The 14995-nt window shown below is 74.3% G+C and carries 14 protein-coding genes; 4 read left to right on the forward strand and 10 right to left on the reverse strand.

The genetic code is table 11. The features are described from left to right. A partial coding sequence (locus tag HLB15_RS17890; RefSeq protein WP_212760038.1) for a DUF7937 domain-containing protein occupies positions 1-1590 on the reverse strand: 1590 nt, incomplete at its 3' end. 202 nt (positions 1591-1792) lie between these two features. Between HLB15_RS17890 and HLB15_RS17895 the strand changes: the two genes are divergently transcribed. Genes HLB15_RS17895 through HLB15_RS17905 form a run of 3 tightly spaced genes read left to right on the forward strand, consistent with a single transcriptional unit; the run spans position 1793 to position 4389 of the window. Beyond that, the gene (locus tag HLB15_RS17895; RefSeq protein ID WP_171107150.1) at positions 1793-2758 is read left to right on the forward strand and encodes an RNA polymerase sigma factor; all 966 of its coding nucleotides are present in this window, start codon (positions 1793-1795) and stop codon (positions 2756-2758) included. A gap of 55 nt (positions 2759-2813) precedes the next feature. Further along, positions 2814-3662 carry a GNAT family N-acetyltransferase gene (locus HLB15_RS17900; protein WP_171107151.1) on the forward strand — a complete coding sequence of 283 codons (849 nt, stop codon included), beginning with the start codon at positions 2814-2816 and terminating at the stop codon, positions 3660-3662. 25 nt (positions 3663-3687) lie between these two features. Further along, entirely contained in the window at positions 3688-4389 is a 702-nt protein-coding gene (locus tag HLB15_RS17905) for a GNAT family protein (RefSeq protein ID WP_171107153.1), read from the forward strand. 3 nt (positions 4390-4392) lie between these two features. Here the strand turns inward: HLB15_RS17905 and HLB15_RS17910 are convergent, their stop codons facing one another. From HLB15_RS17910 to HLB15_RS17950, 9 genes are all read right to left on the reverse strand, one after another. After that, complete coding sequence (locus HLB15_RS17910; RefSeq protein WP_171107154.1) at positions 4393-5928, reverse strand: alpha/beta hydrolase family protein; 1536 nt, start codon at positions 5926-5928, stop codon at positions 4393-4395. Between the two features lie 155 nt (positions 5929-6083). After that, positions 6084-6845: a crotonase/enoyl-CoA hydratase family protein gene (locus tag HLB15_RS17915; RefSeq protein ID WP_171107156.1), complete on the reverse strand. Its 762-nt coding sequence runs from the start codon at positions 6843-6845 to the stop codon at positions 6084-6086. Further along, positions 6842-8368, reverse strand: coding sequence for a class I adenylate-forming enzyme family protein (locus HLB15_RS17920; protein ID WP_171107157.1), 1527 nt, complete (start codon positions 8366-8368; stop codon positions 6842-6844). The genes HLB15_RS17915 and HLB15_RS17920 overlap by 4 nt, the downstream gene beginning before the upstream one ends. A 138-nt stretch (positions 8369-8506) precedes the next feature. Next, positions 8507-9781, reverse strand: a complete 1275-nt coding sequence (locus tag HLB15_RS17925; RefSeq protein ID WP_171107159.1) for a cytochrome P450 family protein — start codon at positions 9779-9781, stop codon at positions 8507-8509. 98 nt (positions 9782-9879) lie between these two features. Beyond that, positions 9880-10833 (reverse strand): GTPase Era, encoded by a 954-nt coding sequence (gene era, locus HLB15_RS17930; protein ID WP_171107161.1) that lies wholly within the window; start codon positions 10831-10833, stop codon positions 9880-9882. Then, positions 10830-12215, reverse strand: coding sequence for a hemolysin family protein (locus tag HLB15_RS17935; RefSeq protein WP_171107163.1), 1386 nt, complete (start codon positions 12213-12215; stop codon positions 10830-10832). Before HLB15_RS17935 ends, era begins: the two co-directional genes overlap by 4 nt. After that, the gene (gene ybeY, locus HLB15_RS17940; RefSeq protein WP_171107165.1) at positions 12212-12664 is read right to left on the reverse strand and encodes an rRNA maturation RNase YbeY; all 453 of its coding nucleotides are present in this window, start codon (positions 12662-12664) and stop codon (positions 12212-12214) included. The genes HLB15_RS17935 and ybeY overlap by 4 nt, the downstream gene beginning before the upstream one ends. Then, a complete protein-coding gene (locus tag HLB15_RS17945) occupies positions 12661-13713 on the reverse strand; it encodes a PhoH family protein (protein ID WP_171107167.1) in 1053 nt (350 codons plus the stop codon). The genes ybeY and HLB15_RS17945 overlap by 4 nt, the downstream gene beginning before the upstream one ends. Positions 13714-13856: 143 nt before the next feature. Then, the gene (locus HLB15_RS17950) at positions 13857-14207 is read right to left on the reverse strand and encodes a histidine triad nucleotide-binding protein (RefSeq protein WP_171107170.1); all 351 of its coding nucleotides are present in this window, start codon (positions 14205-14207) and stop codon (positions 13857-13859) included. 255 nt (positions 14208-14462) lie between these two features. Here HLB15_RS17950 and HLB15_RS17955 point away from each other — a divergent pair. Then, a partial coding sequence (locus HLB15_RS17955) for a hypothetical protein (protein ID WP_376699407.1) occupies positions 14463-14995 on the forward strand: 533 nt, incomplete at its 3' end.

Here is a 14995-nt window from a genome sequence, read left to right on the forward strand (position 1 = left end):
CCCCGCGGAGGTGCGCTGGGCCGCCGCGGCACCCGCGACCGTGCGCACGGCGCCGGTCGACGTGATGCGCCGGGGCTCGGCCGGACGACGCGGCTCGGGCGCGGTCCGCACGGGCTCCTCGGGCAGCGTGGCCGGCGGGGCCTTGTCGCCCTTCGGCGCGGGCGGCGCCCACACCCAGGCCTGGCTCCGGTCGGCGTCGTTCGCACCGGCGATACCGACCGTCTGGAAGTGCTCGCGCACCGCCTTCGGCACCATGAGCGCCGACGCCGCGACGATCGGCAGGCCGAGCGCCATGAGCAGGTCGCCGAGGTCGACCCCGAGGCTCGCGCCCGACGTCGCGACGACGACGACGAGGCCCAGCACGCCCGCGACGCAGGCCGCGCCGACAGCGGGCACGTGCCCGGTGCTCGGGTCGCGGTCGAGCGACCGGCGCGCGAACCACGCGATCGCGGCGACGACGACGCCGAGCACGAGCCGCACCACGAGCGGCACGCCGGCGCCCGAGGCGATGAAGCCGGGGTCGATGAGCTGGACGAGCGCGGCCAGCGCGCTGCACGCGGCCAGGAGCACGACGGCGTCGAACGCGCGGATCGCGACCCGCACCCAGATCCCCGCGACGCGCTCGGTGGTGAGGTCCTCCTCGGCGGCGGGGTCGCGGCGGACGGCGGGGGTACCCGCGAGGGCGGCGGCCAGCGGCAGCAGGACGAGGCCGAACCGGCTCGGGTCGGCCACGCCGGGCCGCACGGACTCCAGCCCGGCGACGGCGTCGCCGGACGTGAACACGAACAGCAGCGCGAGGACGAAGCCCGCCGCCACCAGCACGAGCCGGGACGGACGGTCGTGGCGTGCCGTGCCGCCGACCAGCAGCCAGGTCAGGCCGAGCACGAGCACGAGCCACACCACGGACAGGAGGCGGGTGCCCAGCGTCGCGTCGGGCGCGGTCAGCGCGAACACCGTGGACAGGACGGCGCCCAGCGCCATGAGCACGCCGACGCCGGCGAGGCCCAGCCGCCAGCCGCGCAGCACCCTGCCGTCCTGCTCGACGGGGCCGAGCTCGCTGTCGCGCGGCGTGGCCGCGAGCGCCGCGCCGGCGAGCGCGAGGCCGAGGCCGGTGCCGACGCCCGTGCCCGAGCTGACGTCGAGGACGAGGTGCAGCAGGGCGATGACGCCGAGCGGCAGCCCGGCGAGGAGGCGCGTGCGGCGCGTGGAGTGCACGGTCCAGCGCACGGGCAGCGCGCCGAGGCGGGCGAGGTAGGGCAGGCCGAGCGACGCGAGCGAGATCGCGACGGCGAGGACGACCTCGACGCGGTCGGCCGAGCGGTCGGCGAGGTTCCACGGCAGCGCGAGCGACACGAGCAGCGCGATCGCCGCGATGACGTCGCGCACGTAGTCGGCGACGGGGATGTTCGCGAACGGTGAGGTGCCGGACGGGCCGGTGTGCTGCGACGCGGCCTCGGTCCCGGTGTCGTCCCCGGCCTCGGTCGCCGCCGTGGCGGTCGCGTGACCGAGGGTCTCGGTCGGCGCACCGTTCGCGTCGGGGGCGCCGTCGGCGGGGCTGTCGTCACGCTCGGACGCGTGCTGGTCGATCATCCATCACTCCTCGTGACGCCGCCGTCGGACCGGGCACGGGGTGCCGGGCGGCGCTTCGGTCCGTCGCTGGGGCCCATGACGTTACTACTCCCCGGGTGCCCTGCGTGTCAGCACGCGTCCCGGCGAGTCCGTCCCCCAGCATTTCTGCGCACGTCCCTCACATTCGCCGGGCCGGCGCGGCCCGTTGCCTATCATCGTGCTCGTGCCCACACGCCTGCCGAGCGGTGCCCCGAGCGAGGCCGACCTGGTGGCGGCCGCGCGGGCGGGCGACACCAGCGCCGTCGGCCTCCTCTTCGCGCGGCACCGGCCCGCGCTGCTCGCCGTCGCGACGAGCCTGCTGGGCCACGGCCCGGACGCCGAGGACGCGGTGCAGGACGCGGGCCTGACGGCGCTGCTGCGGATCGGCACGCTGCGCGACCCGGGAGCGGTGGGGCCGTGGCTGAAGGAGATCGTGCGCAACGCGTGCCGTGCCCGGTTGCGGGCGCCCGCGCCGCTCGTGCTGGACGACCGGGTCGCGGCGGACCTGCCGTCGTCCGAGCCGGACCCGGCGGACCTGCTCGACGCGCTCGCCGGGCGCGACTGGCTGTGGGCGGCACTGGGCGAGCTCCCGCCCGACCAGCGGGTCGCGTTCGTGCTGCGCTACCTGGGCGGGCTGCCCGCCTACCGGGACATCGCCACGACGCTCGGCGTGCCGGTCGGGACGGTGCGCAGCCGCCTGGCCGCCGCACGGGCGCGGATGGCCGGTGCCCTGCTCGCCACGGCGGAGACCGCGCACGACGACGTCGCCGCCCTCACCCGGGCGCGCCGTCGGGAGGCCGTCGCGGCGCTGGCCGACGCCGACCGCGGCGACGCACGCTCGATGCTGGCCGGCCGCTGCTCCCCCGCCGTCGAGTCGACCTGGGCGAGCGGCCGCACGACGACCGGGCCGGGCCACCTCCGGCAGATCATGGCGCAGGACGTCGACGACGGCGTGCGCCACCGGATCGCGGACGTCGTGGCGGGCCACGACCTGGAGCTGTGGGAGATGGAGCTGATCAACCCGCCCGAGGACCCGGGGCACTGCCCGCCCGGGGCCCTGTGGGTGCTGCGGCTGGAGGGCGGCGAGGTGCGGCGCACGCACCTGTTCCACCGGCCGCGCCGTGCGTCGGCCGGCCCCGCCGCGGCGTGAGGTAGATCACGTGCGCCCCGGCGAACTTCTCCGCGGCGCGGCGCATCGTGCCGGTGTGAACAACTCGACCGACTTCCTGTCCACCCCCGTCGACCGGCACCTCACCGCGCTCGCCGAGACGATCGAGGCCGAGGCGATGGACGCCTACCTGGCGCACGCCCCCGCCGCGGCGCGCGCCGGCCTCGGCATCACGACCACCCGGCTCGGCGGCGCCGCCGTGATGTCGGCGCGGCTCGACCCCTACGAGTACTGGAGCAAGGTGGTCGGGCTCGGTGTGCTCGCACCGGTCACCCACGACCGCGTCGGCGAGGTGATCGCCCACTACCGCGAGCAGGGCACGCCGACGGCCCTCGTCCAGATCGCCCCCTCCTTGCTCCCCGCCGACTGGGAGGACGTCCGGGCGGCCCACGGCCTGGAGCCGGCCGGGGCGTGGCACAAGCACGCCGCACCGATCGACGAGCTGCGGACCGACGCCCTGACCGACCTCCGCGTGGGCCGGGTCGGCGCAGACGACGCCGCCGAGTGGGCCCACCTCGTCGCCACCACGTTCGGGATGGACCACGCGGCGCTCGTCGCGATGCTCGCGCAGGCCGTGCACACCCCCGGGACGCAGCTGTACGCGGCCTGGGACGGCGACCGGGTCGTCGCGGGTGCCGCCCTCTTCGTCCAGGGCACCACGGCGAGCCTCCACTCCGACGCGACGGCGGCGACCCACCGCGGCCGGGGCGCGCACTCGGCGCTGATCGCCGCACGGATCGAGGCGGCGCGGGCCGCCGGTGCGCGCTGGGTCGTGGCGGAGACCGGCGTGCCCGCACCGGGCACGCGCAACCCCTCCACCGAGAACATGCGCCGGGCGGGCCTGGGGGTCGCCTACGTCCGGCCGAACTGGCGGTGGCGGGCCTGACGACGACCACCGGGAGAACAGAGTCATGACATCCCTGGCAGAGCTCGCCGCGCTCGCCGAGACGGCGGAGGCGTGGAGCCGGGCCTCCGGCCTCGGCGCCACCGAGCCGGTCACGCCCGAGCTCGTCGACGAGGTGGTCGGCTTCTACCGTGCCCAGGGCACGCCGACCGCCCTGCTCGCCGTCGCCCCGCCGTTCCTCCCGGAGGACTGGGACGAGATCCGCGCCGCCCACGGCCTGGAGCCCGACCGCACGGGGCTCAAGATGGGGGCGCCGGTGGACGACCTGCGCACCGGCGCCCGCACCGACCTGCGCGTGTCCCGCCTGGACGAGGAGGAGGCCGCGGAGGCGGCGCACCTGGTGGCGCGCACGATCGGCATGGAGCACCCGGGCGTCGTCGCGCTGCTGGCCTCGGCCGCCGGCACGCCGGGCACGCAGGTGTTCGGGGCGTGGGACGACGACCGGCTGGTGGCCACCGGCTCCCTCTTCGTGCACGGCACCACGGCCTCCCTGAAGTCGGGGGTGACGGCGGTGACCCACCGCGGGCGGGGCGCCCAGTCCGCGCTCGTCGCGGTGCGCATCGCCGCGGCACGGGCCGCCGGTGCCCGGTGGGTCGGCGCGGAGACCGACCAGGCGGCGCCCGGCGAGCACAACCCGTCGACCGCGAACCTGGAGCGAGCCGGACTCGAGGTGCTCTACGCGCGCCAGGACTGGCGGTGGCGGGCGTAGCGCTCAGATCCCCAGCTGGTACACGCCCCAGTACGCGAGGGTGACCAGGAGCGCCGTCGCGCCCGCGACCACCGCCCAGAAGGCGACGCGGACGACGACGGCGCTCGCGCCCTGCGGCTCGCGCGGCTCGACGCCCGTCGCGGCGGCGAGGCGTCCCCGCGTGTCGCGGAGGCGGTTGACCAGCACTGCCGCAGCGACGACGGTCGCGATCCCCAGCGCGCGCACGGCGACCCACCCGCCCTGCACGACGAGGGCGTCCTTCTCGTAGTCGAGCGCGAGCCGTGCCACGGCCGCGAGGTAGGCGACGAGCCCTGCGGTCGTCACGACGGCGCCCGCTCCGAGCCCGGCCAGCGGGCCGCGCAGCCCGCGGGCGAGCCGCGCACCCGGTCGGCCGGGACGACGCCGGGCGAGCGCGACGCCGCCGAGGAGCACGGGGCCGGCCACGAGCAGCAGGACCGCGGTGATCACGACGCCGACGAGCCAGTCGCCGTCGCCGTACCAGGCCGGCTGCGGCACGGGAGCCGCGAGATAGAGCTGCTCGGGCTGGTCGCCGGCGACCTGCGGCGGCGCGGACGCCGTCCGGGGCAGACCGAGCACCCAGTCGGCGAGGTCGGCCGCGAAGTCGGGGTGCAGCACCAGCCCGTCGGGCGTCTCGACGTTGATGCCGTGGTTCGCGCGCTCGTAGAACCGCACGGTCACGTCGGGCGCGTCCGCCATGAGCTCGCGGGCGCCCTGCTCGAGCGGCATCGAGGCGTCGTTCGTGCCGTACACGGCGAGGACCGGGTCCTCCTGCTGCGTCAGCCACGGCCGCACGTCGAAGTCGGCGTACTCGAACCCGCCGCCGGGCAGCCGCATCCCGACGGCGCGCGGGATCGCCCGGAACACACCCTGCGGCACCTCGGTGTTGCGCAGGTAGTTGTCGACGGCGTACGCGGCCTGCTGGCGCGGCGGCACCACGGGCGCGGAGACCAGGATCTGGAACGCCAGCCGGGGGTCGTCGACCATCATGACCGGCGACACCCACGCGCCCTCCGACTCCGCGTACACGCCGACGTCGTCCGGGTCGACGCCCGGCACCTCGCGCAGGTACTCGACCGAACGGGCGTAGTCGCGCGCCATGGCCTCGTAGTCGCGGTGCCGGGTGCTGTAGGTGTCGAGGCGCTTGTCGGGCACGAGGGTGGTGACGCCCGCGCTCGCCAGCGCGGTCGCGGCGAGCGTGAACGCGTCCGCGGCCTTGCCCGTGCCCGCCCCGTGCACGAACACGACGCCGGGGCGGCCGTCCGGCGCCCCGACAGGCTCGCGCAGGAGCCCGCCGACCTCGACGTCGTCGGTGATCCGGACGGTCACGGGCGACTCGCGCACCTCGTAGTCCCCCGGCGCGCCGGCGCCGGGCGTGGTGCCACCGATCGCGGTCGACGTCGTCGCGGGGCGCAGGTGCTCGCCCACCGGTTCCGGCTCCCAGGCCGGTCCGGCGACGGCACCCGTGACGGCGAGGACGACCAGGAGGGCGAGCGAGGCGGCGACGGTCCGGATGAGCACGTTCGGATGCTACGCCCGCTGACCAGCGCGGACGATCGGGCGGGTCACACCGGCGGGCGGGTGGCCAGCATCTCGTCTTTCAACCCGACGTTTCTCGGCTTTGCGTGCCGTCAAAGCCGAGAAACGTCGGGTTCAAAGTCGAGGAAGGGGTGGCCTCAGGCCGGGGCGCCGTGCCTGCCGGCGCCCGAGGCGAACCGGGCCGCGCCCGGGTAGGCCTCCGTCGCCAGGGCGCGCTCGCCGTGCGTCCACTCCTGGGCCAGGGCGTCCGCCTCGTCCAGGCCCCACTGGTCGAGCACCGACGCGCGGTCCTCCCGGAGGCAGACCTGCGGGAAGGCCGCGAGCGACGCCGCGAGCCCCACCGCGGCCTCGACGGCCTGCCCGGCCGGGACCACCCGGTTGGCCAGGCCGATGCGCAGTGCCTCCTGGGCATCGACGGACCGGCCCGTGAGGATCAGGTCCATGGCGTGCGACTGGCCGATCAGCCGGGGCAGGCGCACGGTGCCGCCGTCGATCAGGGGGACGCCCCAGCGGCGGCAGTAGACGCCGAACACCGCGGTCTCGTCGGCCACGCGCAGGTCGGCCCAGGCAGCGAGCTCGAGCCCGCCCGCGACGGCGTGCCCCGACACGGCCGCGATCACGGGCTTGCTCAGCCGCATCCGCGTGGGGCCCATGGGGCCGTCGCCGTCGGCCGCCGCGCGGTTGCCGTCGGGCGTGCCGAGCGCCTTGAGGTCGGCGCCCGAGCAGAACGTGCCGCCCGTCCCGTACAGGACGGCGGCGGTGCTGGCGTCGTCGGCGTCGAAGGCACGGAAGGCATCGGCGAGCGCGGCCGCCGTCGGGCCGTCGACGGCGTTGCGCCGCTCGGGCCGGTCGATGCCGACGAGCGTGACGCCGCCCTCGCGGGTGACCAGGATGCTCACCGGCGGCCCTCCCACAGCGGGTCGCGCAGGGCGCGGCGCAGCACCTTGCCGACCGGCGAGAGCGGCACGGAGTCGACGGCGCGCACGGACTTCGGCACCTTGTAGCCCGCGAGCCGCTCGCGGACGGCCGCCTGCAGCGCCGCCTCGTCGACGGTGGCGCCCGGCGCGGGGACGACGAACGCGGTCACGGCCTCGACCCAGGTGTCGTCGGGCGCCCCGACGACGACGGCCTGCGCGACCGACGGCTGCGCCAGCAGCACGTCCTCGACCTCGCGCGGGTAGACGTTGTAACCACCGGTGATGATCATGTCGCTGCGCCGGTCCACCAGGTAGAGGTACCCGCGCTCGTCGACGCGCGCCATGTCGCGGGTGCGCAGCCAGCCGTCGCCCGCGAACATCTCGGCGTTCAGCTCGGGAGCCGCGTGGTAGCCGGCCATGGTGAACGGCGCGCGCACGCGGATCTCGCCGACCTCGCCGGGTGCGACGGGGTTGCCCTCGTCGTCCGCGACGAGGATCTCGCCGTCGACGGCGGGCTGGCCGCAGGAGCCGAGCAGCGAGGCGTCGGCGTGGTCGTCCGCGTCGAGCACCGTGAGGCACAGCGGCGCCTCGGTCTGGCCGTAGTACTGCGCGAACCGGCGGCCCCAGACGTCCATCGCCTCCTCGATGACCGGCCGCGGCATGGGGCTCGCGCCGTAGATCGCGGTGCGCAGCGAGGAGACGTCGGCGCCCTGCGCGGCGCCCGTGCTCAGCAGCATGCCGATCATCGTGGGCACGAGGTTGATCTCGGTGGCGCGGTAGCGCGCGATGGCGTCGACGTAGCCCTGCGGCTCGAAGCCCGGCAGCACCACGGACTCGCCGCCGCGCAGCCAGTACGGCAGCACGAAGGTGCCGCTGGCGTGGATGAGGCTGGCCGCGTGCAGCATCACGGAGTCGCGCGCGGGGCTGACGAGGTTGGTGAGGATGTTGGCGACAATCGCGGCGTAGCTGGCCTGCGTGTGCTCGACGGCCTTGAGCGTGCCCGTGGTCCCGGAGGTGTACAGCAGCAGGATCGGGTCCTGCGGGTTCGCCGGCACGCGCGGGTCGACCGTCGAGACCTCCGTCATCGCCTCGAGCAGGTCCGGCCCGCCCGCGACGCCGGGCGCGCCGAGCCCGAGGGTCGGCAGGTCGAGCGACGCGGCGAGCTCGCCGGCCCGCTCGGCGAGGGCGGCGTCGTGCACGAGCAGGCGCACGCCCGTCTCCTCGAGCATCCGGCCCTGCTCGGCCGCCGAGAGGCGGGCGTTGAGCGGCACGCGCGCGACGCCCGCCTTGAGGCACGCGAAGTCCGTCGCGATGGACCACAGCCCGTTGCCGAGCAGGAGGGCCACGCGCGAGCCGGGCTCGGCGCCGTGCGCGTGCAGCACGCGCGCCATCGCGTTGGCCGCCTCGTCCACCTGCGTGTACGTCAGCGACTCGGCACCGAAGCGGACGGCGGTGCGGGGCCCGAACCGGGCTGCCCCGCGACGGACGAGGTCAACGGTGAGCATGCTTCTCCTCCACGACCGGTCTACCGATTTGCACGGTTCGTGACCGTATCAACCGGTTCTGCGTGGCGGAAGGGCGTGCCGACTTCGTCACACCGGGTCTCACCCGGGCGTCTTCCCTGGTCAGGCCCGCGTCACGGGTCAGAAGTCGTAGATCTCCGTGCCCGACGACCGGGCCCGCTGGTACCGCACGGGCAGCGCCTGCGGGTGACGCACCCACGGCGAGGGCACCCAGGAGAGCTCGTGGTCCTCGACGGCCAGCTCGAGGTCGAGCTCCGTCAGCAGGCGGTTGATCGCGACCCGCGCGATGATGCGCGCCTGGCGGGACGCCGGACACCGGTGGGGCCCCACGCCCCACGCGAGGTGCGCCCGGTTGCCGACCTCGTCCCACAGGTCACCGGTGTGCACCGACGGGTCCTGGTTGGCGGCGGCCACCGCCATGATGAGGGCGTCGCCCTTGCGGACGAGCTTGCCGTCGAGCTCGAGGTCCTGCATCGCGTACCGGGGCAGCGGCGGGTTCGCCGCGGGGGCCTCGCGCCAGAGCACCTCGTCGAGCGCGTCGTCGAGGGCGATGCGCCCGCCGGTCCAGCGCGCGGCGAACCGCGTGTCGGTGAGCAGCAGCCGCAGGGTCAGCGCGATCCACGCCGTGAGGAACTCGCTCGCCGCGATGAGCGGCACGGACATCGAGTCGGCGACCTCGCCGTCGTCGTGGAAGCTCGGGTGGCGCACGAACGCCGCCGTGAGGTCGTCGCCGCCCGTGGCGCGGCGGTCGAGCACGTGCGCCATGAGGTTGCGACCCATGCGGTTGCGCGCCTCGGCGGCCTCGTTCGTGTGGTCCATGATGTGCGCGGAGTCGGCCATCATCTGGTCGGCGGTCTCGGGGTCGAACCCGAACAGCGCGGTGACGGCGAGGAAGCCCACCTTCTTCGACCAGTCCTGCACCAGGTCGGCCTCGCCGCTGGGGCCGAAACCGTCGATGAGGCGCATCGTGACCTCCTCGACCTGGGCCACGACGTTGCGCTCGGGCAGCGACGCGAGGCCGTCGTCGAGCGGCTCGCGCAGCCGCCGCCGCTTCTCGCCGTCGTGGTGGTAGGAGGAACTGCGCGGCTGGCGCGGCGAGATGCCCAGCAGGGCCGAGGAGTTCGGCAGGAGACCGTCGTAGTGCCAGCGCCAGTTGCGCGGGTCGCGCGAGAACTGCGCCTCGTTCCGCGTGATCTCGCAGATCTCGGCGTGCCCCATGACCAGCCAGGCCGGCACGCCCGGCTCCATGTCGACCGGAGCCACCACACCCCATCTCGCCCGCAGCACGTCGTAGATCTCCTGCGAGTCGGCGCCACCGGTGGTGGCCGACAGGGGGGTGAGCCCGGTGAGGCTCGCGAGCTCGACGGGCGCCGTCCGGGCAGCCACTCTCTCCATAGCTCCCTATCTCAGCACAGTGTCCGGATTGCCCGTAATCGTGGCTGCGATATTCGAGACGCGGTATCGCGCCGCAGGTCAGCGGCCGGAAAAGTCGGTCAGAAACCGAGCCGGCGCAGCTGCTTCGGGTCGCGCTGCCAGTCCTTGGCGACCTTCACGTGCAGGTCGAGATACACCCTCGTGCCGAGAAGCTTCTCGATGCCGTGCCGGGCCTCGGTGCCGACCTGCCGGAGCCGGGACCCGCCGCGTCCGATGATGATCGCCTTCTGCGAGTCGCGCTCGACGAACAGGTTCACGCGCACGTCGAGCAGCGGCGGCCGCCCCTTGGCGTGGTCGCCGGAGCCCTCGCGCTCGACGATCTCCTCGACGACGACGGCGAGCGAGTGCGGCAGCTCGTCACGCACGCCCTCGAGCGCCGCCTCGCGCACGAGCTCCGCGACCATGACGGCCTCCGGCTCGTCGGTCAGCTCGCCGCCCGGGTAGAGCTCCGGCCCCTCGGGCAGGTGGGAGACCAGCACGGACTCGAGCTCGTCGACCTGGTAGCCGTCCTTGGCGGACACCGGCACGATGTCGTCCCACTCACGGTCCTGCGCCTTCGCGAGCTGGTCGACGGCGACGAGGTGCTCCAGCAGCGCGTCGCGCGAGACCAGGTCGGCCTTGGTGACGACGGCGACGACGGGCACGCGCCGCCGGCCGGTCATGAGCTCGGCGAGCTGCCCGGCGATGTACCGGTCGCCCGGCCCGACCTTCTGGTCGGCGGGCAGGCAGAACGCGATGACGTCGACCTCGGACAGGGTGTCGCGCACGAGGTCGTTGAGCCGCTCGCCGAGCAGCGTGCGCGGGCGGTGCAGGCCGGGGGTGTCCACGAGCACGAGCTGGGCGTCGGGGCGGTGCACGATGCCGCGGATGGTGTGCCGCGTCGTCTGCGGCCGCGCGGACATGATCGCGACCTTCTGGCCCACCAGCGCGTTCGTCAGCGTGGACTTGCCCGCGTTGGGGCGCCCCACGAGACAGGCGAACCCGCTCCGGTGCACGGTGGTCTGCTCGGTCACGAGGTCACTTCCTTCTGGTCGTGCTTCTGGTCACGGTGGTCGCGGTGGTCCGCGCCGCCGTTGCTGTCGTCGGGCTCGTGCACGGGTTCGGTGCGGTGCACGAGCAGGGTGGAGATCTGCTTGCGGCGGCCCTCGACGCGCTCCGCTTCCAGGTGCACACCGCCCACCTCGGCCGAGGAGCCGGCCAGCGGCACCTTGCCGAGGGCCTTGGCGAGCAGGCCGCCCGCCGTGTCCACGTCGTCGTCGTCGAGCCGCAGGTCGAACAGGTCGCCGAGCTCGTCGACCGGGAGCCGTGCGGGCACCCGGAACGTGCCCTCGCCGAGGTCCTCGACCTCCTGGACCTGGACGGTGTCGTGCTCGTCGGTCAGCTCGCCGACGACCTCCTCGAGGAGGTCCTCGATGGTGACCAGCCCGGCGACGCCGCCGTACTCGTCGACGACGAGCGCGATGTGGCTCGCGGTGGCCTGCATCTCGCGCAGCAGGTCGTCGATGGGCTTGGACTCCGGGACGAACACGGCGTCGCGCGCGACGTCGGCGGCCGGACGGCGGGACGGCTCGGGGGCCGCGCCGTCGACGGGCCAGTGCACCGCGGCGACGACGTCCTTGAGGTAGGCGACGCCCACGACGTCGTCCACGGACTCCCCGACCACCGGGACGCGCGAGAAGCCGGACCGCAGGAGCAGGCGCAGCACGCGGTCGAGCGTCGTGTCGGCGGGCACGGTGACCATGTCGGTGCGCGGCACCATGACCTCGCGCGTGATGGTGCCGCCGAGCTCGATCACCGAGCGCAGCAGCTCGCGGTCGGACTCCTCGAACGCGCTGTTCTCGCCGACCCGGTCCGCGATGTCGCGCAGCTCGGCCTCGGTGGGCGGCGACGGGTCGTGCCGCGGCACGGACAGCCGGGTCAGCCAGGCGACCGCACGGGACACGCCCGTGAGCGGGCCGACGAGGGCGACGAGGACGGCGACGGGCTTGCGGAAGCCGAGGGCGCGCGGCGAGACACGCACGAAGACGACGCCGATGACGACGCCGACCACGAGGGCGACGAGCATGACGAGGAACTCGTCGGGCACCTCACGGCCGGGGATCGCCTGCTGCACGAGCAGCGTGCCCGCCGCGATCGCGACGACCTCCGACATGACGCGCACGAGCGCGAAGGAGGCGACGATCGCCGTCGGGTCCACGACCATGGCCTGGGCGCGCCGGATCCGCGCGGCGCGCTCGGGGTCGGGCGAGGAACCGAGCTCGGCCTCGGCCAGCGCCTCGGTGAGCGAGGCGCGGGTGACGCGCAGCAGCGCCGCCTCGCCTGCCGAGAGCATGCCGGCCAGGAAGAGGCCGACGATCACGACGACCGTGAGCACCAGGACGATCACGCCGGTCACCGGGTGGCGAGGAACGTCAGGAGAAGCTTGCGCTGCAGCGTGAACATCTCCTTCTCCTCCTCCGGCTCCGCGTGGTCGTAGCCGAGCAGGTGGAGGATGCCGTGCGTCGTGAGGAGGAGCAGCTCCTCGGTGGTGGAGTGGCCCGCGGCCTTGGCCTGCGTGACGGCGACCTCGGGGCACAGCACGATGTCACCGAGCGTGCCGGGCGGGGTCACCTCGCCGTCACGGCCCGGCCGCAGCTCGTCCATCGGGAAGGACAGGACGTCGGTGGGCCCTGGCTCGTCCATCCACTGGACGTGCAGGTCGGACATGACGGTGGTGTCGACGAAGATGATCGACAGCTCCGACTGCGGGTGCACCCGCAGGGCGTCGAGCACGAAGCGGCCGAGGGCGGCGAACTCCGCCTCGTCGACCTCGAACCCGGACTCGTTGTTGACCTCGATGCTCACCGGCGCTGCCTCTTGCTCCCCGGGCGGTGGTCCTGCGGCTGACGTCCGGGCCGCTGCCCGTTCGCCACGACGTCCCACCGTGCGTACGCGTCGATGATGTCGCTCACCAGGCGGTGGCGCACCACGTCGGACGACGTGAGGCGGCAGAACTCGACGTCGTCCACACCGAGCAGGATGTCCTCGACCGACCGCAGGCCCGACTGCGTGCCGCCCGGCAGGTCGACCTGCGTCGCGTCACCGGTGATGACCATCTTGGAGCCGAAGCCGAGGCGCGTGAGGAACATCTTCATCTGCTCGGTGGAGGTGTTCTGCGCCTCGTCGAGCACGATGAACGAGTCGTTGAGCGAGCGCCCGCGCATGTAGGCGAGCGGCGCGACCTCGATGGTGCCCGCCTCGATGAGCTTGGGCACCTGCTCGGGGTCGACCATGTCGTGCAGCGCGTCGTACAGCGGGCGCAGGTACGGGTCGATCTTCTCCGACAGCGAGCCGGGCAGGAACCCGAGCCGCTCCCCCGCCTCGACGGCGGGGCGCGTGAGGATGATCCGGTTGATCTGCTTGGCCTGCAGCGCCTGGACGGCCTTGGCCATGGCGAGGTAGGTCTTGCCGGTGCCCGCCGGGCCGATGCCGAACGTGATCGTGTTGCTGTCGATCGCGTCGACGTAGGCCTTCTGGCCGACCGTCTTGGGCCGGATGGTCCGGCCACGGCTGGACAGGATGTTGAACGTGAGGACCTCGGCGGGCCGCGACGCCGACGCGTCGCTGAGCATCGCCACCGAGCGCTTCACGACCTCGGGGGTGAGCTGCGTGCCCGCCTCCGCCACCTCGATGAGCTCGTCGAGCAGCTGCGTGACCAGGGCGACGTCGCCCGCAGGTCCATTGACCGCTATCTCGTTGCCACGGGCGTGGACGTCGACGCCGGGGAACCCCTCTTCGACGGCCCGCAGCACCGAGTCACGGCTCCCGAGGAGCGCGACCGTCGGGATGTGGGCCGGGACGACGATCTTGTGCTCGATCCGGGTCTGTGACTGTGTGCTGGGCGAAGTTGTCATGAGCCGGCCCGCGGGCCGATCCGCTCCTTCGTGCGGTAGGGATGACGACCCCCTCATCCTATCGACCCCCGGGGGCTGCGCCACGGACTTTCCACAGGCCTCGCCGTCCTGGTCCTGCCCGTCCCTCCCGCCGGACGGGACCGTCAGTCGAAGCCGGGCAGGTGCCCGCCCGCCAGGAGGTGGGCGTGCACGTGGAACACCGACTGGCCCGCCTTCGGCCCGGTGTTGAAGACCAGGCGGTACTGGCCGTCGGCGAGGTCGCTCGCGACACCGTCCGCCAGCGCGACGACGTCCGCCAGCACCTCAGGGGCCGACGCCGCGAGGGCCGGCACGTCCGGGTAGTGCTCGCGCGGCACCACGAGCACGTGGACGGGCGCCTTGGGCGCGATGTCCCGGAAGGCGACGGCGGTGTCCGACGACGCCACGACGTCTGCCGGGAGGTCTCCCGCCACGATCGTGCAGAAGAGGCAGTCAGGGCTGTCGGAACTCGTCATGGCGGCAGGCTACCGGCGGCGCGGCGGCCCCGCGCGCAGGTGGGTCGCCGCCCTGGTGAGCGGGCCCTGGCCGGCGTTTCCCTCTCGTTATCGAGCCGGAAATGCCTGGGTGAAGGCGATGTGGGAGAGTTTGCCGCGTTCGATGGAGATTGGCGCGCTCCACCCCTTTTTTACGGGGTCGGCCCGCCCGGTCGTGACGTCGTCCGCACACCACACACCGCAGCACACAGCCGCAGCACTCACCTGGAGGTTCGCGTGGGTTGGTTCATCACCCAATCGCTCGCATTCATCATCATCGCAGCCCTGATCGGCCTCGGCGCAGGCCTCTGGATCGGCTGGATCGTCTGGGGCGGCCGGGCCAAGGGCCGGCACGCCGCCGAGAAGGCCGAGGCCGCGCGCGCGGCCGAGGGAGCGAGGGCCGAGGCTGCGGCCGGTGCCGCCGCGGACGCGCGGGGTGCCGACGAGGCGGAGGACGAGGCTGCTGCCCAGGCGGCAACCGCTGCTGTGCCCGCCGCTGTGCCCGCCGCGGCGGAGGCGGCGACCGATACCGCGGGCGGGGCCGGGCCGGAGACCGTGACCGACGAGACCGCGCCCGGGACCGCGGAGTCCGAGGCGGCAGAGACCGCGGAGGGCGAGACCACGGAGGGCGGGACCACGGCGGACCCGTCCGAGACCGCGACGGCGGCCGGGAGCGAGGCCGGCGCCGACGACGCCCCGGCCGCCGGGACCGAGGCGGAGATCGCCGCCGCGGAGTCGGACGTCGTCGCCGAGGCGGAGGCCGTGGCCCG

This window comes from Promicromonospora citrea (assembly GCF_013004695.1).
Classification (GTDB): Bacteria; Actinomycetota; Actinomycetes; order Actinomycetales; family Cellulomonadaceae; genus Promicromonospora; species Promicromonospora citrea.

Bases quoted from the DNA above. Each gene is read 5' to 3' on its own strand.
- HLB15_RS17905 (WP_171107153.1), top strand. From the start codon at position 3,688: ATGACATCCCTGGCAGAGCTCGCCGCGCTCGCCGAGACGGCGGAGGCG.
- HLB15_RS17920 (WP_171107157.1), bottom strand. From the start codon at position 8,368: ATGCTCACCGTTGACCTCGTCCGTCGCGGGGCAGCCCGGTTCGGGCCC.
- HLB15_RS17925 (WP_171107159.1), bottom strand. From the start codon at position 9,781: ATGGAGAGAGTGGCTGCCCGGACGGCGCCCGTCGAGCTCGCGAGCCTC.
- HLB15_RS17945 (WP_171107167.1), bottom strand. From the start codon at position 13,713: ATGACAACTTCGCCCAGCACACAGTCACAGACCCGGATCGAGCACAAG.
- HLB15_RS17950 (WP_171107170.1), bottom strand. From the start codon at position 14,207: ATGACGAGTTCCGACAGCCCTGACTGCCTCTTCTGCACGATCGTGGCG.